Source organism: Luteimonas granuli, from assembly GCF_007795095.1.
GTDB lineage: Bacteria > Pseudomonadota > Gammaproteobacteria > Xanthomonadales > Xanthomonadaceae > Luteimonas > Luteimonas granuli.
Genome location: NZ_CP042218.1, coordinates 2,462,007 through 2,479,324, shown reverse-complemented (window position 1 = coordinate 2,479,324; position 17,318 = coordinate 2,462,007). Strand labels below are relative to the sequence as shown.

Below are 17,318 nucleotides of genomic sequence, written 5' to 3'. Positions count from 1 at the left end.
CCGATGCAGTGGTCATTTGGCGCCGGGCCGGCTCCACCGACGTTACAGGCGGGTGCCGATGCGGCCGAAATCGACGCCGCCGGCGGCACCGTCGAAGTTCATCCACACCAGGAACGCCTTGCCGCGGAGCTGCGACTCCGGCAGCGTTCCCCAGAAGCGGCTGTCGTCGCTTCTATCACGATTGTCGCCCATCACGAAATACTCGCCTTCCGGCACGGTCCACTCGCCCGCGCCGTGGCTGGCGAAGAGCGGGCTCTCGATCTCGAGCACTTCGTGACGGCCATCGCCCCCGAGGTTTTCCGACAGCAGGGTTGCACCGGTCATCTCCTCACCCCGGCCCTTGCCGACGTACTGGCCGATGGTCTGGTAGGCCGAGGCCTCGCCGTTCACGTACAGCACGTTGTCGCGGTAGGCGATATGGTCGCCGGGCAGGCCGACCACGCGCTTGATCCAGTCCTGGTCCGGGTATGCGGGCGGACGGAACACCACCACGTCGCCGCGCTCCGGCAGTCCGATCCCGACCACCTTCCTGTTGTTGATCGGCAGGCGAAGGCCGTAGGCGAACTTGTTGACCAGGATGAAGTCACCGACCAGCAGGGTCGGCATCATCGAGCTCGAAGGGATGCGGAACGGCTCGGCCACGAAGCTGCGCAGGACCAGCACCACCGCCAGGATCGGGAAGAAGGCCTTGGCGTAGTCGACCACGACCGGATCGCGGCCGTCGTCCAGCAGCCCGGCACGCTCCCTGCGCGCCTTGGCGAAGAACAGCCGGTCGAGCAGCCAGATGATGCCGGAGGCGAAGGTCAGGACGACCAGCCCGATCTCGAACCACTTCATGCGCGCACCCTGTCCTTGGCGCGCCCGCGGCCCGCCGTCACTTGTTGTCCACCTGGAGCACCGCGAGGAAGGCTTCCTGCGGGATCTCGACGCGCCCGACCTGCTTCATGCGCTTCTTGCCTTCCTTCTGCTTTTCCAGGAGCTTCTTCTTGCGGCTGATGTCGCCACCGTAGCATTTGGCCAGCACGTTCTTGCGCAGCGCCTTGACCGTGGTCCGGGCGATGATCTGGGAGCCGATCGCGGCCTGGATGGCGACGTCGAACTGCTGGCGCGGGATCAGCTCCTTCATCTTCTCGGTCAGGTCGCGCCCGCGACGGTCGGCGTGGCTGCGGTGGACGATGATCGACAGCGCGTCGACCTTGTCGCCGTTGATCAGCGTGTCCACGCGCACGAACGGACCGGCGTCGAAGCGCACGAAATGGTAGTCCAGCGAGGCATAGCCGCGACTGACCGATTTCAGGCGGTCGAAGAAGTCCAGCACGACTTCCGCCATCGGCAGTTCATAGCTGACCTGCACCTGGCTGCCCAGGTACTGGATGCCGACCTGGCTGCCGCGCTTCTCCTCGCACAGCGTGATGACGTTGCCGACGTAGTCGGGCGGGGTGAGGATGTTCGCGCGGATGATCGGCTCGCGGATCTCGTCGATCAGGTTGGCCGGCGGAAGCTTGGCCGGGTTGTCCAGCGGCATCACCTCGCCGTCCGTCATCAGCACCTCGTAGATCACGGTCGGTGCGGTGGTGATCAGGTTGAGGTTGTATTCGCGCTCCAGGCGCTCCTGCACGATCTCCATGTGCAGCATGCCGAGGAAGCCGCAGCGGAAGCCGAAGCCCATGGCCTCCGAGCTCTCGGGCTCGAAGCGCAGCGCGGCGTCGTTCAGGCGCAGCTTGTCCAGCGCCTCGCGCAGGTCGGGATAGTCCTCGGCGTCGACCGGGAACAGGCCGGAGAACACGCGCGGCTGCATTTCCTGGAAGCCGGGCAGCGGCTTCGCCGCCGGGTCGTTGGCCAGCGTGAGGGTGTCGCCCACCGGCGCGCCGTGGACGTCCTTGATGCTGGCGGTGATCCAGCCCACCTCGCCCGCACGCAGGTGCGGCGTGACCTTGCGCTTGGGGGTGAAGACGCCGACGCTGTCGACCTGGTGGCTGCGGCCGGTGGACATCACCAGCAGCTTGTCGCCCGGCTTGATCTCGCCCTGCATGACGCGCACCAGGCTGACCACGCCGAGGTAGTTGTCGAACCAGGAATCGATGATCAGCGCCTGCAGCTTGTCGGTGTCCAGCGGCTCGGGCGGCGGGATGCGGTGGACAATGGCCTCGAGCACCTCCTCCACGTTCAGGCCGGTCTTGGCGCTGACCGCGACCGCGTCGCTGGCGTCGATGCCGATGACCGCCTCGATCTCGGCCTTGGCGCGCTCGATGTCGGCCGTGGGCAGGTCGATCTTGTTGAGCACCGGCACCACTTCCAGCCCCTGCTCGACCGCGGTGTAGCAGTTGGCGACCGACTGCGCTTCCACGCCCTGGGCGGCGTCGACCACCAGCAGCGCGCCTTCGCAGGCGGCCAGCGAACGGCTGACCTCGTAGCTGAAGTCGACGTGGCCGGGGGTGTCGATGAAGTTGAGGTGGTAGGTCTGGCCGTTGCGGGCCGTGTACGGCACCGAGACCGAATGCGACTTGATGGTGATGCCGCGCTCGCGCTCGATCGGATTGTTGTCGAGCACCTGCGCTTCCATCTCGCGCGCAGTCAGGCCCCCGCACAGCTGGATGATGCGGTCGGCGAGCGTCGACTTGCCGTGGTCGACGTGGGCGATGATGGAAAAATTGCGGATGTTCCGCATCGATTCGGGGGGCATGGGCAGCAGTCGGCGGCCGGAATCCGGCTGGGATGGAGTCGAACGCGACATTGTTGCACAGCGAGGGGGCGTGCCGCCGCCGCGCCGCGGGCGCGGCCCCGCCCCCACCCGCCGGCACCTTCCCCCGGCAGGTGGGGAAGGTGCCCGAAGGCGGACGGGACGCGCGGGAAGCCGCGCTACTTCGCCTCTTCCCGCGGTGTCACGGCGATGAACTGCGTGCCGCCGCTGCGGTTCCGCACCAGCAGCATCACGGTCTGTCCGGCCTTGGCCTTGCCCAGCTCGCGGTCGAGCGCGGCCGGGGTGGCCACGGTCACGCGCCCGACCTGGAGGATCACGTCGCCGGGCTGCAGGCCGGCGCTGCGCGCCGCCAGTCCCTCGACGCGGGCCACGGCCACGCCCTCGTCGGGCTTGAGGTCCAGCCGCCGACGCTGTTCGGCGCTCAGCTCACTTCCGACGATGCCAAGCGGATTGTTCTGCTGCGCCCCCGGGGTCCGCGCCGCCGGCCGGGCGCCGGCCAGACCCTCGTCGAGTTCGCCCAGGGTCACCCGGACATCGCGGAGGCGGCCCTCGCGCCAGACCTTGAGGTTCACCCGGCTGCCGGGCGCCCTGGCGCCGATCATGGGCGGCAGATCGCTGGACTGGCCGATGGCGACGCCGTCGACTTCGCGGATCACGTCGCCGCGCTCGATGCCGGCCTTCTCCGCGGGGCCGCCCTGGATCACGTCGGCCACCAGCGCGCCCCGGGTATCCGGCAGGCCCAACCCCCGGGCGTCGTCGGCCCGGATCTCCTGCACCTGCACGCCGATCTGGCCGCGCTTCACTTCGCCGGTGGCCTTGAGCTGATCGGCGACGTTCATCACCACGTCGATCGGAATCGCGAAGCTGACGCCCATGTAGCCGCCGGAGTTGGAGAAGATCTGCGAATTGATGCCGATCACCTCGCCGCTGGTATTGAGAAGCGGGCCGCCGGAGTTGCCGCGGTTGATCGCGACGTCGGTCTGGATGAAGGGCACGTAGCGCTGGTTGGCGTAGCGGTTCGCGCGGCCGACGGCGCTGACGATGCCGGCGGTGACCGACTGGTCGAAGCCGAAGGGCGAGCCGATGGCCACCGCCCACTGGCCCGGCCTGACGCTGTTGGCATCGCCGGCGCGGAGGAACGGCAGGCCGCTGGCGTCGATCTTGAGCAGCGCGACGTCGGAATGCTCGTCGCTGCCCACCACCTCGGCGGTGAACCCGCGCCGGTCGGGAAGGGTCACCTGCACCTCGGTGGCACCGGCGATCACATGGTGGTTGGTGATCACGTAGCCGTCGCCGGAGATCAGGAAGCCGCTGCCCATCGACATGCGGGCGGGACCAGCCCCTCCGGGGCCCTGCGGCCCCGGGAGCGGCATCCCCGGCCCGAAGAAGCGGCGGAAGAACTCCGGCATGTCGTCCGGCAGCGCCTGCGCCTGGGAATTGCCGCGCGCGCCAAGGGTGACCTCGACGTTGACCACCGCCGGCGCGACGCGATCGACCAGCCGGGTGAAGTCCGGCAGTCCGGTGACCAGGGGCGCGCCTTTCGGCGCCGACACGGCGGTGGCCGCGTCCTGCGGCTGCGACTGTGCGGTGGCGACCGGAATCGCGATGGCGGCGGTACCGGCCGCGGTCAGGGCCACGAGGGCCAGGGTCTGGACAGGACGTTTCATCGGGGAACGCACCTCGATCGGGCAAAAAGGTTCTGGATGGAGCGGAGTCCCGGCGCGTGGCCGGGATCCGGGGTCACGGAGAGAGGCCGGGCCCGGTTCCGCGGTCCGCGCCGGGCTCCGGCGCGCTTGCGCCGCCCGGCGGCACCGGCGCCATGCCAGCCCTGCGCGCCGCGCGCTCGGCCGCCGCTTCCACCCGGGGCTGGAAAGGAGCGAAGGCCTCGGCCTGCGGCATGCCGTAGCCGGCCGCGAACGGCTGCCGGACCGACAGGCCGGGCAGCACCGCGCGCGGCCAGGGGCGCGCGGTCGCGGCGGGAATCCCGCCGAACAGCGCGTCGCTGTCGACCGCAATGGCGGCCGACCCTGCCAGCAACGCGTCGCCGGCTTCCGCCGGGATCACGGGCGCCAGGCGGAGATCGGCTGCCGGGGCCACCGTTGCGGACGCCGCAAGTACCCGGACCGGAGCGTCGGCAGCCGTCTGCGACCGCCGGAGCGCGGCCCGCTGGGACTGGCTTCGAGTGCTGCCGCCGCGCTCGGCGGTGCGGCGCGGGAGTTCCGACACCGTCATGGCGGCAGGTGCCGCGGCGGCCAGCAGGGCCGTCGCCGCCTCCGGCATGGTCGGGCGGCCAGCGGCGACGCCCGCGCCCGCAGTCATCGGCGCCGCGGCGGAAGGACCACCTCCGGCCGACGCCGGCGCCGGCTCGCCCATGCCGGCGACCGGCGCCGGCGCGCCGGCATCCGGCAGGGGCCGGACCATGAACAGGGCCATCAGCGCCATCGAGGCCGCGAGCGCGCCGCCCCCCCCCAGCGGGCCAGACGGTGCGGGCGCGGCCCGCCCACGCCCGCGACCGCGGCGCGGGACACCGTCGCGCCCGCGGGCGCGGCGATCGCCGCCGCCACCCGCTGCGAGAACTCCGCCGGCAGCAGCGCATGGCCGCGGCCGCGCAGCACCTCGCCGCAGACCTGCCAGCGCTCCCAGCACGCGGCCAGCTCGCGGTCGTGCTGCAACCGGCGCAGCATGAAGCGCGTCTGGTCGGGCGACAGCTCGCCGTCGAGCATCGCCGACAGCTGCCGGCGGTGGTAGGCGTCCAGCCGGTCCGGCGGCGCCAGTTCGTGGTCGATGTCGATGCGGTGGTTGTGGTGGCTCATGGGATGCTCATCTCGCCGCGCGTTCGGGGGCGGAACCGGTGCCCATCAGGGGCCGGAGCTCGACGTCGATCGCCTCGCGGGCGCGGAAGATCCGCGAGCGGACGGTGCCGATGGGGCAATCCATGCGGGCCGCGATCTCCTCGTAGCTCAGGCCCTCGACCTCGCGCAGGGTGATCGCCGTGCGCAATTCCTCGGGCAGGGCTTGGACCGCGCGCAGCACCGTTTGTTCCATCTGCTGGCGCATCAGTTCGCGCTCGGGCGTGTCGTGGTCGCGCAGGCCGCTGGCGGAGTCGAAGTATTCGGCGTCCTCGATCCCGATGTCGTCGGTGGGCGGGCGGCGGCTGTGCGCCACCAGATGGTTCTTGGCGGTATTGACCGCGATCCGGTGCAGCCAGGTGTAGAACTGCGCCTCGCCCCGGAAGCTGCCGATCGCCCGGTAGGCGCGGATGAAGGTGTCCTGGGCGACGTCCTGGCACTCGCTCCAGTCCCGCACATAGCGCCCGACCACCGCCGCCACGCGGTGCTGGTACTTGCGGACCAGCAGGTCGAACGCAGCCATGTCGCCGCGCTGGACGCGGCGGACGAGTTCCTGGTCGAGCTGCGCGCTCTCGATGTGGGTGCTGTCGGTATCGGCCATCGGCCGGTGCTCTCCTCGGGACCGGCCCTGGGACCGGAGGTATGACTTTCACACGGGGGGAAAGTTCCCTACCGCAGGATCATCTGGGGCCGCGTCCAGTCCCGTGCAAGGCGCATCCGCAAGCCGGCGCATTTGACGCCGGCGAAACGGACTCGGGATCATAGGCCCCCATACCCGAACGGATGGTTCCGCATGATTGCTGGCCTCGATGGTCTGCGCTTCAGCCACTGGCACGCCGGGCAGCGTCCTGACGGCGTGGTGGTGCTCACGTTCGACCGCGAGGGCGAATCGGTCAACACCTTCGCCCAGGACGTGCTGTTCGAGCTCGACGCCCTGCTCGAACGCCTGGCGCTCGATCCGCCCAAGGCGCTGGTGCTGCATTCAGGCAAGGCCAAGGGGTTCATCGCTGGCGCCGACATCCGGGAGTTCGCCGAGTTCGACCGCAAGGGCACGATCGGCGATTCGATCCGGCGCGGCCAGCAGGTGTTCCAGCGCCTGGCCGAACTGCCCTGCCCCACCGTTGCCGCGATCCACGGCTTCTGCATGGGCGGAGGCACCGAGATCTCGCTGGCTTGCCGTTACCGCATCGCCAGCAACGATCCGTCCACGCGCATCGGCCTGCCCGAGGTGAAGCTCGGGATCTTTCCCGGCTGGGGCGGCAGCGTGCGCCTGCCACGCCTGGTCGGCACGCCGGCGGCGATGGACATGATGCTCACCGGGCGGACGCTGTCGGCGTCGGCCGCGAAGGCCATCGGCCTGGTGGACACGGTGGTCGAGCCGGCACAGCTGCTGGACGCCGCGGCCGCCCTTGCGCTCGGCGGCGTCGAGCGGCCCTTCAGACAGCGCTTCCTGGGCTGGATCACGAACCTCTGGCCGGTGCGCCAGCTGATGGCTCCGATGCTGGTCAGGCAGGTCGCGCGCAAGGCCCGCCGGGAACACTACCCGGCGCCGTACGCGCTGATCGAAACCTGGCGGAGCACGGGCGGCGGCATCCAGAATCGCCTGGCCGCCGAGCGCAAGGCGGTGGTCAGGCTGGCCGGCACGCCCACCGCGCGCAACCTGACGCGCGTCTTCTTCCTGCAGGAGCGCCTGAAGGGGATCGGCGGCAAGGACAGTGGCATCCGGCGCGTGCACGTGGTCGGCGCCGGGGTGATGGGCGGCGACATCGCGGCGTGGTCCGCGCTGAAGGGCTTCGAGGTCACGCTGCAGGATCGCGAACAGGCCTACATCGACAAGGCCATGGCGCGCGCGCAGGAACTGTTCGCGAAGAAGGTGAAGGTGGAGGCGAAGCGGCCGGAGGTGGCGGCAAGGCTGAAGTCCGACCTGGCCGGCGACGGCGTGGCGGACGCCGATCTGGTGATCGAGGCGATCATCGAGCAGCCCGAGGCCAAGCGCTCGCTCTACGCGGGCATCGAACCGGAGCTCAAGCCCGGCGCCCTGCTCGCCACCAACACCTCGTCGATCCCGCTGGACGAGCTGCGCACCGGCCTCGCCCACCCTGCGCGGTTCGCCGGCCTGCACTACTTCAACCCGGTGGCGCTGATGCCCCTGGTCGAGATCGTGCGCCACGACGCGATGGATCCGGAGACGGAGCGCCGGCTGGCCGCCTTCTGCAGGGCGATCGACAAGCTGCCGGTGCCGGTGGCGGGCACGCCGGGTTTCCTGGTCAACCGCCTGCTGTTCCCGTACATGCTCGAGGCGGCCACCGCGTACTCCGAGGGGATCCCGGGCGCGGTGATCGACCGCGCGGCGGTGCGGTTCGGCATGCCGATGGGCCCCATCGAGCTGATCGACACCGTGGGCCTGGACGTGGCCGCCGGAGTGGGGGCGGAACTGGCCCCCTTCCTCGACCTGCCGATCCCGGCCGCGCTGTCGGCGCCGCCCGGGCCCGGCAAGCGCGGCAAGAAGGACGGCCAGGGCCTGTATGCCTGGGAGGACGGCAAGCCGAAGAAGCCCGAGGTCCCGAAGGACTACAAGGCGCCGGCCGACCTAGAGGACCGCCTGATCCTCCCCCTGCTCAACGAAGCCGTGGCCGCCCTGCACGAGGGCGTGGTCGCCGACGCCGACCTGCTCGACGCCGGCGTGATCTTCGGCACCGGATTCGCGCCCTTCCGCGGCGGCCCGATCCAGTACCTGCGGGAGACCGGCGTGGACACGGTGCTCGCGCGCCTGAAAGCGCTGCAGGCGACGCATGGCGACCGCTTCGCCCCCCGGCCGGGCTGGGACTCCCCCGCGCTGAGGGCCTGAGGGACCGGCTGCCTAGAAGCGGGAGGCCGTCAGCCGGGTGTCGGCGTGCTCCCATGCCTCGGCCAGGCGGCGTTCGATCTCCGTGGCCTCGTCCGCCTTCCGCTGCGCCCTGAGACTTTCCGCCAGGCCGAACAGCGACCAGCCGTTGTCGGGATTGCGGCGCAGCTCCTCGCGATAGACCGCCTCGGCCTCCGCGGCACGCCCCGCGGCCAGCAGCACCGCGCCCAGCGAGTGGCGGACCGGTGCGTGCCAGCCCGGCGGTTCGTCATAGGGGATGCCGTCCTCGATCGCGGTGGCCTCGCGCAACGCGGCGACGGCCGCATCGTGGTCGCCGCGCGCCGATGCGAGCTCGGCGGTGAGCGTGCGCTCGGCGATCTTCACGGCGTGGGTCAGCGGATAGCGGTCCCAGATCGTGAGCGCGTCCATCCCCGGATCGGCGGCGAGCGGGCGCAGGATCGCCAGGTGCCTGTCGGCATCGTCGAACCGGGACTGCCGCACCGCCGCCATGCCCTGGGCGTAGCTCCAGATCGCGGTGACATAGGGCAGGTCCGGGGCCGGATTGGGCGCGGCGGCGATCTCGTCCCAGCGACCGAAGCGTACCCGCTCGAACCAGGGCGTCATCCAGTAGTGCTGGAGGCCTGCGAAGCCGGGCTGGCGCATCAGGTCAGGAAGTCCGGTGCGCTCGGCGGTGTGCAGCGCGGCCTCCCTGGCCAGCGCGGCGTTGCCTTCCATGCTTGCCGCGAACCAGAGGAAGTGGTGGTTGTGCGGCACGTAGCCCAGAGGATAGACGCCCTGGACGTTTGCGCGGCAGATCGCGAGGTAGGCGTCATCGGCCTCGATCGCGCGCTGGTTCGCGAGCACCGCGTCATGCCAGCGCCCGACCCGCGCATAGATGTGCGCGGGCATGTGCACCAGATGGCCCGCCCCGGGGACCAGGTCGCGCAGGCGGTCGGCGGCGACGACGCCGCGTTCGGGATGGGCCGATGCTTCGACCGCGTGCACGTAGAGGTGCAGCGCACCCGCGTGCTCGGGATCGCGCGCCATGACCGACTCCAGCACCTCCACGATCTCGGCGGTATGGCCTTTCGGCCGCAGTGCCTCGTCGTAGTAGTCCCAGGGCTGCAGGTCCATCAGCGCCTCGGCGTGCAGCACGGCGGCGTCGAGGTCGTCGGGGCGCTGGGCCACCAGCGCCCGCGTGGCGGCGGCATAGGCTTCGTCCAGCGGACGCCGGTCTTCGGGCGGCTGCCCGGCGTAGCGCGCCGTCAGCGCGGTGATGAACGCCTGCTCGCGGGCGCTGGCGGCCGGTGCCAGCTCGACGGCGCGCTGCAGCCGGGTCCAGGCATCGGCGCTGTCGGCCGGATCCATCGCCGCATTGACGTGCGGGCCGAGCACCAGCGAGGCACCCCACCAGCACATCGCGCAAGCGGGATCGAGTTCGGTGGCCTTGAGGAAGGCGCGTTCGGCGGCGTCGTGGTTGAAGCCGTAGGTCAAGGCCAGGCCCTGGTCGAACCAGCGCTGCACCTCGGGATGGCTGCTGGTGACGGGGAAGCTGTAGTCGCCGAGCCCGTCCAGCAGGACGGCGCCCACGAGGGCCATTTCGGGAGGTGAAACCACCGGCTCTGCGGCGGCGAGGGGCTGCTGCCGGCAGCCGGCGCAGGCAAGCGCAAGCAGCGCGGCGGCACCGGACAGGGCGAGGGTGCGTCGGACGGCCATGGAGGTCTCCCGTAGCGGGGACTTCCGTTTGAACGCGCGCGCCGGCGGAGAACGGACAACCGTCCGTCGCACGCTTTCCGCCCCCTCGCTACATCGTGTGCGTGGCCTTGTCCGCGTTCAGCATGCCGGCGAGCAGGGTCTCGATCCTGCCTTTCACGTTCTCGCCTTCGCCGGTGTCGGCGAATTGCACGCCGATGCCGGCGGTCCGGTTGCCCTGGGCACCGGGCGGCGTCACCCAGACCACCTTGCCGGCGGCGGGCAGCCGCTCACTGGACTCCGGCAGGGTCAGGAGCACGAACACCTCGTCGCCGATGAAGTAGCGACGCGTGGTCGGCACGAAGATGCCGCCGTGCTTGAGGTAGGGCATGTAGGCCGCATACAGCTGGGCCTTGTCCTTCACCGCCAGCGACAGGATGCCCTGCCGCGCGCCGCCCCCCGTTGCACTCATCGCCTCGCTCCCTTTGCCTGTTCCCCCGCCACGTCGCGCCATGCGAGCAGCAGGTCCGCCACCGCCAGATCCGCGCGGACCGTGCTGCGCAGCAGTTCGCGCGTGCGGTTGGCGGCGTCGAACCAGGCGGCCAGCTTCCGGATTCGCCGAGGGTCGGTCAAGCCGGCAGCATCGTCGCGGGCGATGTCCGCCGCGTGCAGCAGGCGCTGCGTCGCGGACTCGTCGGCGGTCCAGGCCTTCGCCACCTCCAGCGGCGAGGCCGCGTTCGATGCGAGCTTCGCGAGATCGGCGGCGACCTCGCGACGCAGCGCCATGCCACCGTCGCGCAGCCAGGCATCGGCCAGGCCGGGATGGCCGCGCGCGGCAGCGAGCGCTTCGGCCGCGGTCCCGTCCGCATGTCCCTGCGAACGCAGCCAGGCCACGGCCTCGCCGGCGGGAGGCAGGCGGAACTCCAGGCGCTGGCAGCGGCTGCGTATGGTCGCCGGCAACCGCGCCGGGTTGGCGCTGAGCAGCCACAGGTAGCGGCCCGGCACCGGCTCCTCCAGGGTCTTGAGCAGGGCGTTGGCCGCAGCGTCGTTCATGTCCTCGGCCGGATCGATGATCGCGACCTTGGCGTCGCCGTACTGCGGCGTGGTGGCCAGGCGCGCGGACAGTTCGCGGATCTGGTCCACCGTGATCACCGTCTGCTGCCGCGGCGGCGAGGGCGTCATGCGCCAGGCGTGGCCGACGAGGATCGCGTCGGGATGGCCGGGATGGCCCCAGGGATGCGCCAGCGAACCGTCGGGCCGCTGCTCGATGGGATCCTTCTGCGAGCGCGAGCGATACAGGGCGCAGGCGCGGCACAGGCCGCAGGGACGCACGGCCGGGTCGGGCGACTGGCAGAGCACGCGCTGCGCGAGATGTTCGGCCACCAGGCGCTTGCCCAGCTTCGCCGGGCCGCAGAGCAGCAACGCATGGCCCATGCGCCCGGCATCGAGCGCGCCGGCGGCATGCTCGTACATGCGCTGCTGCCAGGGCGCGAACGCATCGTCCAGGCTCATGCCGCCTCCGCGTCCGCGAACGCACGCAGCGCGCCGAGCGCGGCGGCCACGACCTCGTCCACTCCGCGCGAGGCGTCGATCACGCGGAAGCGCGCCGGCTCCGCCGCGGCGCGCGAGAGGAAGGTCGCGCGCACGCGTTCGAAGAAGGCGTCGCGTTCGCGCTCGATGCGGTCGGGCTGAGGGTCGCGGCTCCGGATGCGCGCGCGGCCCGCGGCGACGTCGATGTCGAGCAGGAGCGTCAGGCCAGGGCGGATGCCCACCACGCTCCGCTCGAGGACGGCGATGAGCGCGGCATGGAGGCCGCGGCCGCCGCCCTGGTAGGCGAAGCTGGAATCGGTGAAGCGGTCGCACAGCACCCAGGCGCCCCGCTCCAGCGCCGGCAGCACGGTTTCGCGCACGTGCTGCGCGCGCGCGGCGAACATCAGCAGCAGTTCGGTCTCCGCCGCCACCGGTTCGTCGCCGGGCCGCAGCAGCAGATCGCGGATCTTCTCGGCCAGTGGCGTCCCCCCCGGGTTCACGCGTGACCACCACTTCACGGCCGGAACGCTCGAGCTCCGCGCGCAGCGCGGCCAGCACCGTGGTCTTGCCGGCGCCCTCGCCGCCTTCCAGCGAGACGAAGCGCCGATGCGTGATGAGGGCGCTCATCGCGGTCCGTTCCGTTCGCGGTAGCGGCGCACGTACTCGCGCACCGCGGCGTTGTGGCCGGACAGCGTCGACGAGAACACGTGCCGGCCGCTGCCATCGCCGACGGCGACGAAGTACAGGGCGTCGGTTTCCTCCGGCCGCGTGGCCGCGTCGAGGGCGGCCGCACCGGCCATCGCGATCGGCGTCGGCGGCAGGCCGTCGCGCGTATAGGTGTTGTATGGCGTGTCCGTGAGCAGGTCGCGGCGGCGGATGTTGCCGTCGAAGTCCGCACCCATGCCGTAGATCACCGTCGGGTCGGTCTGCAGGCGCATGCCGGCGCGCAGGCGGCGGGTGAACACGCCGGCGATCATCGGTCGCTCTTCCTCGATGCCGGTCTCCTTCTCCACGATCGAGGCGAGCACCAGCGCCTCTTCGGGCGTGCCGATGGGCAGGTCTTCGGCGCGCGCCTGCCAGGCCGCCTCGAGCGCCCTGTCGAGGGCCTCGGCGGCCCGGCGAAGGAGGTCGAGGTCGCTGTCGCCACGGTCGTAGACGTAGGTCTCCGGCAGGAAGCGTCCTTCCGGGTGCACGCCCTCGCGGCCGAGCGCGGCCATGAGTGCGGCATCATCGATGTCGTGCAGGGTCTGCACCAGCGGCGTGGCGCCGCCGAGCGCCGCACGCAGTTCGCGGATGTTCCAGCCTTCGACGATGGTGAAACGGTGGCGCACCACCCTGCCGTCGCGCATGTTCCGCAGCAGCTGCGCAGGGGTGATGCCCGGCTCGAGGGCGTACTCGCCCACCTGGATATGCCCGCCCGTACCCAGCTGGCGGGCAAGGAGGCGCCACTCGAGGTCGCGCCCGGCGTCGATGCCCTGGGCGCGCAGGCGGCCCACCACGCTGCGCAGCGTGTCGCCCCGCTCCACCATCAGGTTGTCGCCCGGTTCGACCCCGGCCAGCGGCGTGGCGACAAAGCGCTGGTAGCCGCTCCATGCCCACCAGCCGGCCACGCCGGCGGCCAGCGCTGAGAGCACGAACAGGACCAGGACGATGCGCTTGAGCGCCTTCATGGCTCGCGTCCGCCGTGGCTGCGGTGGAGAGTCGGATGCATGCGCCGAAGGATACCGTGCCGGCCGCGGCGCCGGTCAGGCATCGATCGCCTGCAGCATCCCGCGCGCCTTGGCGCGGGTCTCGTCGAGTTCGTGCGCCGGATCGGAGTCGGCGACGATGCCGGCGCCGGTGCGGAAGCGCAGCGCGTCGCCGCAGAGTTCGGCGCTGCGGATCAGGATGTTGAGGTCGAGGTCGCCGCTGCGGTCGAGCCAGCCCATGGCACCGGTGTAGGCACCGCGGCCGACGCCCTCCAGACCGGCGATGATCTCCATGCAGCGCACCTTGGGCGCGCCGGTGATCGTGCCGCCGGGGAACACCGCCCGCAGCACCGCCCCGGGAGTGACATCGGCGCGCAGGCGCCCACGCACGTTGCTGACGATGTGGTGCACATGGGCATAGCTCTCCACCACCATCAGTTCGTCGACCTCGACGCTGCCGCCCTCGCAGACCCGGCCGAGGTCGTTGCGCTCGAGGTCGACCAGCATCACGTGCTCGGCGCGCTCCTTGGCATGGCCGACCAGTTCGCGGATGCGGCCGCTGTCGTCCTCGCCCGGCAGGCGCGGGCGGGTACCGGCGATGGGACGGGTCTCGACCAGGTCGCCGCGCACCGAGACCAGGCGCTCGGGCGAGGCGCTGACCACGGCGCCGGCGCTGCCGAGGTCGAACAGGCCGGCGAAGGGCGCGGGGTTGGCACGGCGCAGACGTGCGTACAGGGCGGCAGGAACGGGCGGCGCGTCGAATCGCGCCTCCCAGCCGCGGGAAAGGTTGACCTGGAAGACGTCGCCGGCGCGGATGTAGTCGAGCGCGCGCACGACGGCGGCGATGTAGTCGTCCGCCGGCGCTTCCCGGCACTCGAGCAGCGCGGGCCAGGGCGGCATGGCGCTCGCGCAGGCGTCCGCGGACGCGGCGGCGGCAAGGCCCCCGATGTCGTCGAGCATCGTCTCGAGCAGGGCCTCCGCGCCCTGCTCGGCCACCGCCACCGTCGCTCCGCTCACGCGGTCGCGCAGCACCGCCGCCGGGCAGCGGCAGGCGATCGCCACCGGCAGCGCGCCGGGCGCTGGCGGCAGCCGCAGCACGGGCTCGACCTGCGCGGCCAGTTCGTAGCCCAGCAGCAGCGCCCAGCCGCCCCGGAAGGGCCAGCGCGAGGCTTCGGCGGGGCGGCGCAGCGCCTGCCAGTCCACGTCCAGCGCGCGCAGGAAATCACCTTCGAGCGGTGGACGGTCGTCCGCCGCGGACAAGCCGCCGCCGGCGACAGGGCCGGCACCCTCCCGCCGCGTCACGCCATCCCGGCCCAGCACCAGCCGCCCCCCGTCGGCGGCGAGCAGCATGTCCCAGCGCCCCTGGGCGGTCCCCGAGGCCACGGATTCGAGCAGCAGCGGATAGCGCGCCGGCGCCGTCCGCTGCAGCGCGAGCAGATCGAGGCCGGGCGCCAGCGCGCGGACGTGGGTCATGTACGGGCCTCGCCGCCCCATCGGGGGCGGCGCCGTGGATCAGATACGCCGGAAGACCAGGCTGCCGTTGGTGCCGCCGAAGCCGAAGGAGTTCGACATCGCGACGTCGACCCGCGCCTCGCGCGCCGTGTGCGGCACGTAGTCCAGGTCGCAGCCCTCGGACGGGTTGTCGAGGTTGATGGTCGGAGGGATCACGCCGGTATGCAGCGCCATCGCCGAGAACACCGCCTCGACGCCGCCGGCGGCACCCAGCAGGTGGCCGGTCATGGACTTGGTGGAGCTGACCATGACCTTGCGCGCATGCTCGCCGAGAACGCTCTTGATGCCCATGGTCTCGGCGAGATCGCCGGCCGGCGTCGAGGTGCCGTGGGCGTTGATGTAGCCGATCGCGGACGGATCGATGCCGGCGTCCCGGATCGCGGCCACCATGCAGCGCGCGGCGCCCTCGCCGTTCTCGCTCGGCGCGGTCATGTGGTACGCGTCGCCGCTCATGCCGAATCCGGCGAGTTCGGCGTAGATGCGCGCGCCGCGCGCCTTCGCACGCTCGTACTCCTCGATCACCAGCACGCCCGCGCCGTCGCCCATGACGAAGCCGTCGCGATCCTCGTCCCAGGGGCGCGATGCGCGCTGCGGATCGTCGTTCCGGGTCGACAGCGCCTTCATCGCGCAGAAGCCGCCGAGCGAGGTCGGCGTGGTCGCGAACTCGGCGCCGCCGGCGATCATCGCGTCGGCGTCGCCGTACTGGATCATGCGCATCGCCAGACCGATGTTGTGCGTGGCCGTGGTGCAGGCGGTGACCACGGCGATGTTCGGGCCCTTGGCGCCGGTCATCATCGACACCTGGCCGGCGATCATGTTGATGATGGTGCTGGGCACGTAGAACGGCGAGATCCTGCGCGGGCCGGCCTCGTGCCACTTGATCGCGGTTTCCTCGATGCCCTTGAGGCCGCCGATGCCGGCGCCGATGGCCACGCCGATGCGCTCGGGATCGGCCGCCACGTCGAGCCCGGCGTCGGCGATCGCCATCAGCGAGGCGGCCACGCCGTAGTGCACGAAGGGATCCATCTTCTTGACGTCCTTCGCGGGCACCCATTGCGTGGGATCGAAGCCCTTGACCTCGCCGGCGATGCGGGTGGCGAAGGCCGACGCGTCGAAATTGGTGATCGGGCCGATGCCCGACCGGCCGTCCACGATGCCCTGCCAGGACGAGGCCAGGTCATTGCCGAGCGGCGACAGGATGCCGAGGCCGGAGATGACGACGCGACGCTTGGACATGGGTGCTCCTGGACGGGTTGCGCACACCGCCGCGCGGCGTGCCGGAAACGCCCGAGGCCGCATCAGCGGCCCCGGGTTGTGTGCTCGGTCGCGGCGCGCGCGCCGCGTGGCGACTCAGGCCTTGACGTGGGCCTTGATGTAGTCGATCGCCTGCTGCACCGAAGTGATCTTCTCGGCTTCCTCGTCGGGGATCTCGCACTCGAACTCTTCTTCGAGGGCCATCACCAGCTCGACGGTGTCGAGGGAATCCGCACCCAGGTCGTCGACGAAGGAGGCGCTGGCGCTGACCTCGTCTTCCTTGACGCCCAGTTGTTCGACGACGATCTTCTTGACGCGCTCTTCGATGCTGCTCATTGGTATTTGGCTCCGGTGGAGGCTGTTGCGGTGGGTAGTGTAAGGGATTCGTGGGGGGGTGGTACCGGCCGGGCCGTCCCTTTTCCATTCAGGGAGCCGGCGGCCGCTGGCATCACGGCATGTACATGCCGCCGTTGACGTGCAGGGTCTCGCCGGTGATGTAGCCGGCATCCGGCCCGGCCAGGAAGGCGACGGCGCGGGCGATGTCCGCGGGCTCGCCGAGGCGGCCGAGTGCGATCTGCTCCTGCAGCGCGGCCTTCGCGTCCTCTGGCAGGTCGCGGGTCATGTCGGTGGCGATGAAGCCCGGCGCGACCACGTTGACGGTCACGCCGCGGCTGCCGATCTCCTTCGCCAGCGACTTCGAGAAGGCGATGATGCCGGCCTTGGCCGCGGCATAGTTGGCCTGGCCGGCATTGCCCGTCACGCCGATCACGGATGCGATGTTGACGATGCGGCCCTTGCGCGCCTTCATCATGCCGCGCATCACCGCCTTCGAGCCGCGAAAGACGCTGCTCAGGTTGGTGTCGATGACCGCCTGCCAGTCCTCGTCCTTCATCCGCATCAGCAGGTTGTCGCGGGTGATGCCGGCGTTGTTGACCAGGATCGAGATCGCGCCGACGTCCTTGCCGATGGCGTCGACCAGTTCCTCGATCGCGCCCGGCACGGAGACGTCGAGCACGCGCCCATGGCCGCCCTGCGCGGCAAGGCGCTCGCCGATGGCCTTCGCACCGCCTTCGCTGGTGGCGGTGCCGACGACCGTCGCGCCGCGCGCGGCGAGCTCGTCGGCGATCGCGGCGCCGATGCCGCGGCTGGCGCCGGTGACGAGCGCGATCTCGCCTTTCAGTTCCTGGGTCATATCGTCTCCGTCTGTATCAGTGAAAGCTTCTGCCGCGGATCGACTCGGATGAACG

General features: G+C 71.2%; 15 protein-coding genes and 1 pseudogene. 1 reads left to right on the top strand and 15 read right to left on the bottom strand.

The window, feature by feature from the left end; translation table 11 throughout:
• Positions 1-42: 42 nt before the first annotated feature.
• The 6 genes from lepB to rpoE form a co-directional block, all read right to left on the bottom strand.
• Complete coding sequence (lepB, locus tag FPZ22_RS11540; protein WP_144893120.1) at positions 43-837, bottom strand: signal peptidase I; 795 nt, start codon at positions 835-837, stop codon at positions 43-45.
• A gap of 37 nt (positions 838-874) precedes the next feature.
• Positions 875-2,683, bottom strand: a complete 1,809-nt coding sequence (gene lepA / locus FPZ22_RS11535) for a translation elongation factor 4 (protein ID WP_144893118.1) — start codon at positions 2,681-2,683, stop codon at positions 875-877.
• Positions 2,684-2,859: 176 nt separating this feature from the next.
• Positions 2,860-4,368, bottom strand: coding sequence for a Do family serine endopeptidase (locus FPZ22_RS11530; RefSeq protein WP_144893116.1), 1,509 nt, complete (start codon positions 4,366-4,368; stop codon positions 2,860-2,862).
• A gap of 73 nt (positions 4,369-4,441) precedes the next feature.
• Complete coding sequence (locus FPZ22_RS11525; protein WP_144893114.1) at positions 4,442-5,134, bottom strand: hypothetical protein; 693 nt, start codon at positions 5,132-5,134, stop codon at positions 4,442-4,444.
• A complete protein-coding gene (locus FPZ22_RS11520; RefSeq protein WP_144893112.1) occupies positions 5,134-5,514 on the bottom strand; it encodes a sigma-E factor negative regulatory protein in 381 nt (126 codons plus the stop codon). The genes FPZ22_RS11525 and FPZ22_RS11520 overlap by 1 nt, the downstream gene beginning before the upstream one ends.
• A 7-nt stretch (positions 5,515-5,521) precedes the next feature.
• Entirely contained in the window at positions 5,522-6,151 is a 630-nt protein-coding gene (gene rpoE, locus FPZ22_RS11515) for an RNA polymerase sigma factor RpoE (RefSeq protein WP_144893110.1), read from the bottom strand.
• Between the two features lie 192 nt (positions 6,152-6,343).
• Between rpoE and FPZ22_RS11510 the strand changes: the two genes are divergently transcribed.
• On the top strand, positions 6,344-8,398 hold the full coding sequence (locus tag FPZ22_RS11510; RefSeq protein ID WP_144893108.1) for a 3-hydroxyacyl-CoA dehydrogenase NAD-binding domain-containing protein: 2,055 nt from the start codon (positions 6,344-6,346) through the stop codon (positions 8,396-8,398).
• Between the two features lie 12 nt (positions 8,399-8,410).
• On the opposite strand, the gene FPZ22_RS11505 is transcribed toward FPZ22_RS11510, so the two are convergent.
• From FPZ22_RS11505 to fabG, 9 genes and pseudogenes are all read right to left on the bottom strand, one after another.
• Positions 8,411-10,111 (bottom strand): hypothetical protein, encoded by a 1,701-nt coding sequence (locus FPZ22_RS11505; RefSeq protein ID WP_144893106.1) that lies wholly within the window; start codon positions 10,109-10,111, stop codon positions 8,411-8,413.
• 88 nt (positions 10,112-10,199) lie between these two features.
• On the bottom strand, positions 10,200-10,559 hold the full coding sequence (locus tag FPZ22_RS11500; RefSeq protein WP_144893104.1) for a PilZ domain-containing protein: 360 nt from the start codon (positions 10,557-10,559) through the stop codon (positions 10,200-10,202).
• Positions 10,556-11,599: a DNA polymerase III subunit delta' gene (locus tag FPZ22_RS11495; RefSeq protein ID WP_144893102.1), complete on the bottom strand. Its 1,044-nt coding sequence runs from the start codon at positions 11,597-11,599 to the stop codon at positions 10,556-10,558. Before FPZ22_RS11495 ends, FPZ22_RS11500 begins: the two co-directional genes overlap by 4 nt.
• Positions 11,596-12,244: pseudogene (tmk, locus tag FPZ22_RS11490) on the bottom strand (dTMP kinase). The gene FPZ22_RS11495 and the pseudogene tmk overlap by 4 nt, the downstream one beginning before the upstream one ends.
• Positions 12,241-13,287, bottom strand: a complete 1,047-nt coding sequence (gene mltG, locus FPZ22_RS11485; RefSeq protein WP_144893100.1) for an endolytic transglycosylase MltG — start codon at positions 13,285-13,287, stop codon at positions 12,241-12,243. The pseudogene tmk and the gene mltG overlap by 4 nt, the downstream one beginning before the upstream one ends.
• 75 nt (positions 13,288-13,362) lie before the next feature.
• On the bottom strand, positions 13,363-14,778 hold the full coding sequence (locus FPZ22_RS11480; RefSeq protein ID WP_144893097.1) for an aminodeoxychorismate synthase component I: 1,416 nt from the start codon (positions 14,776-14,778) through the stop codon (positions 13,363-13,365).
• A 39-nt stretch (positions 14,779-14,817) separates the two neighbouring features.
• Positions 14,818-16,053: a beta-ketoacyl-ACP synthase II gene (gene fabF / locus FPZ22_RS11475; protein WP_144893095.1), complete on the bottom strand. Its 1,236-nt coding sequence runs from the start codon at positions 16,051-16,053 to the stop codon at positions 14,818-14,820.
• 114 nt (positions 16,054-16,167) lie between these two features.
• Positions 16,168-16,407, bottom strand: coding sequence for an acyl carrier protein (gene acpP, locus FPZ22_RS11470; RefSeq protein WP_133000863.1), 240 nt, complete (start codon positions 16,405-16,407; stop codon positions 16,168-16,170).
• 112 nt (positions 16,408-16,519) lie between these two features.
• Positions 16,520-17,263 (bottom strand): 3-oxoacyl-ACP reductase FabG, encoded by a 744-nt coding sequence (gene fabG / locus FPZ22_RS11465; RefSeq protein ID WP_144893093.1) that lies wholly within the window; start codon positions 17,261-17,263, stop codon positions 16,520-16,522.
• Between the last annotated feature and the right edge of the window lie 55 nt (positions 17,264-17,318).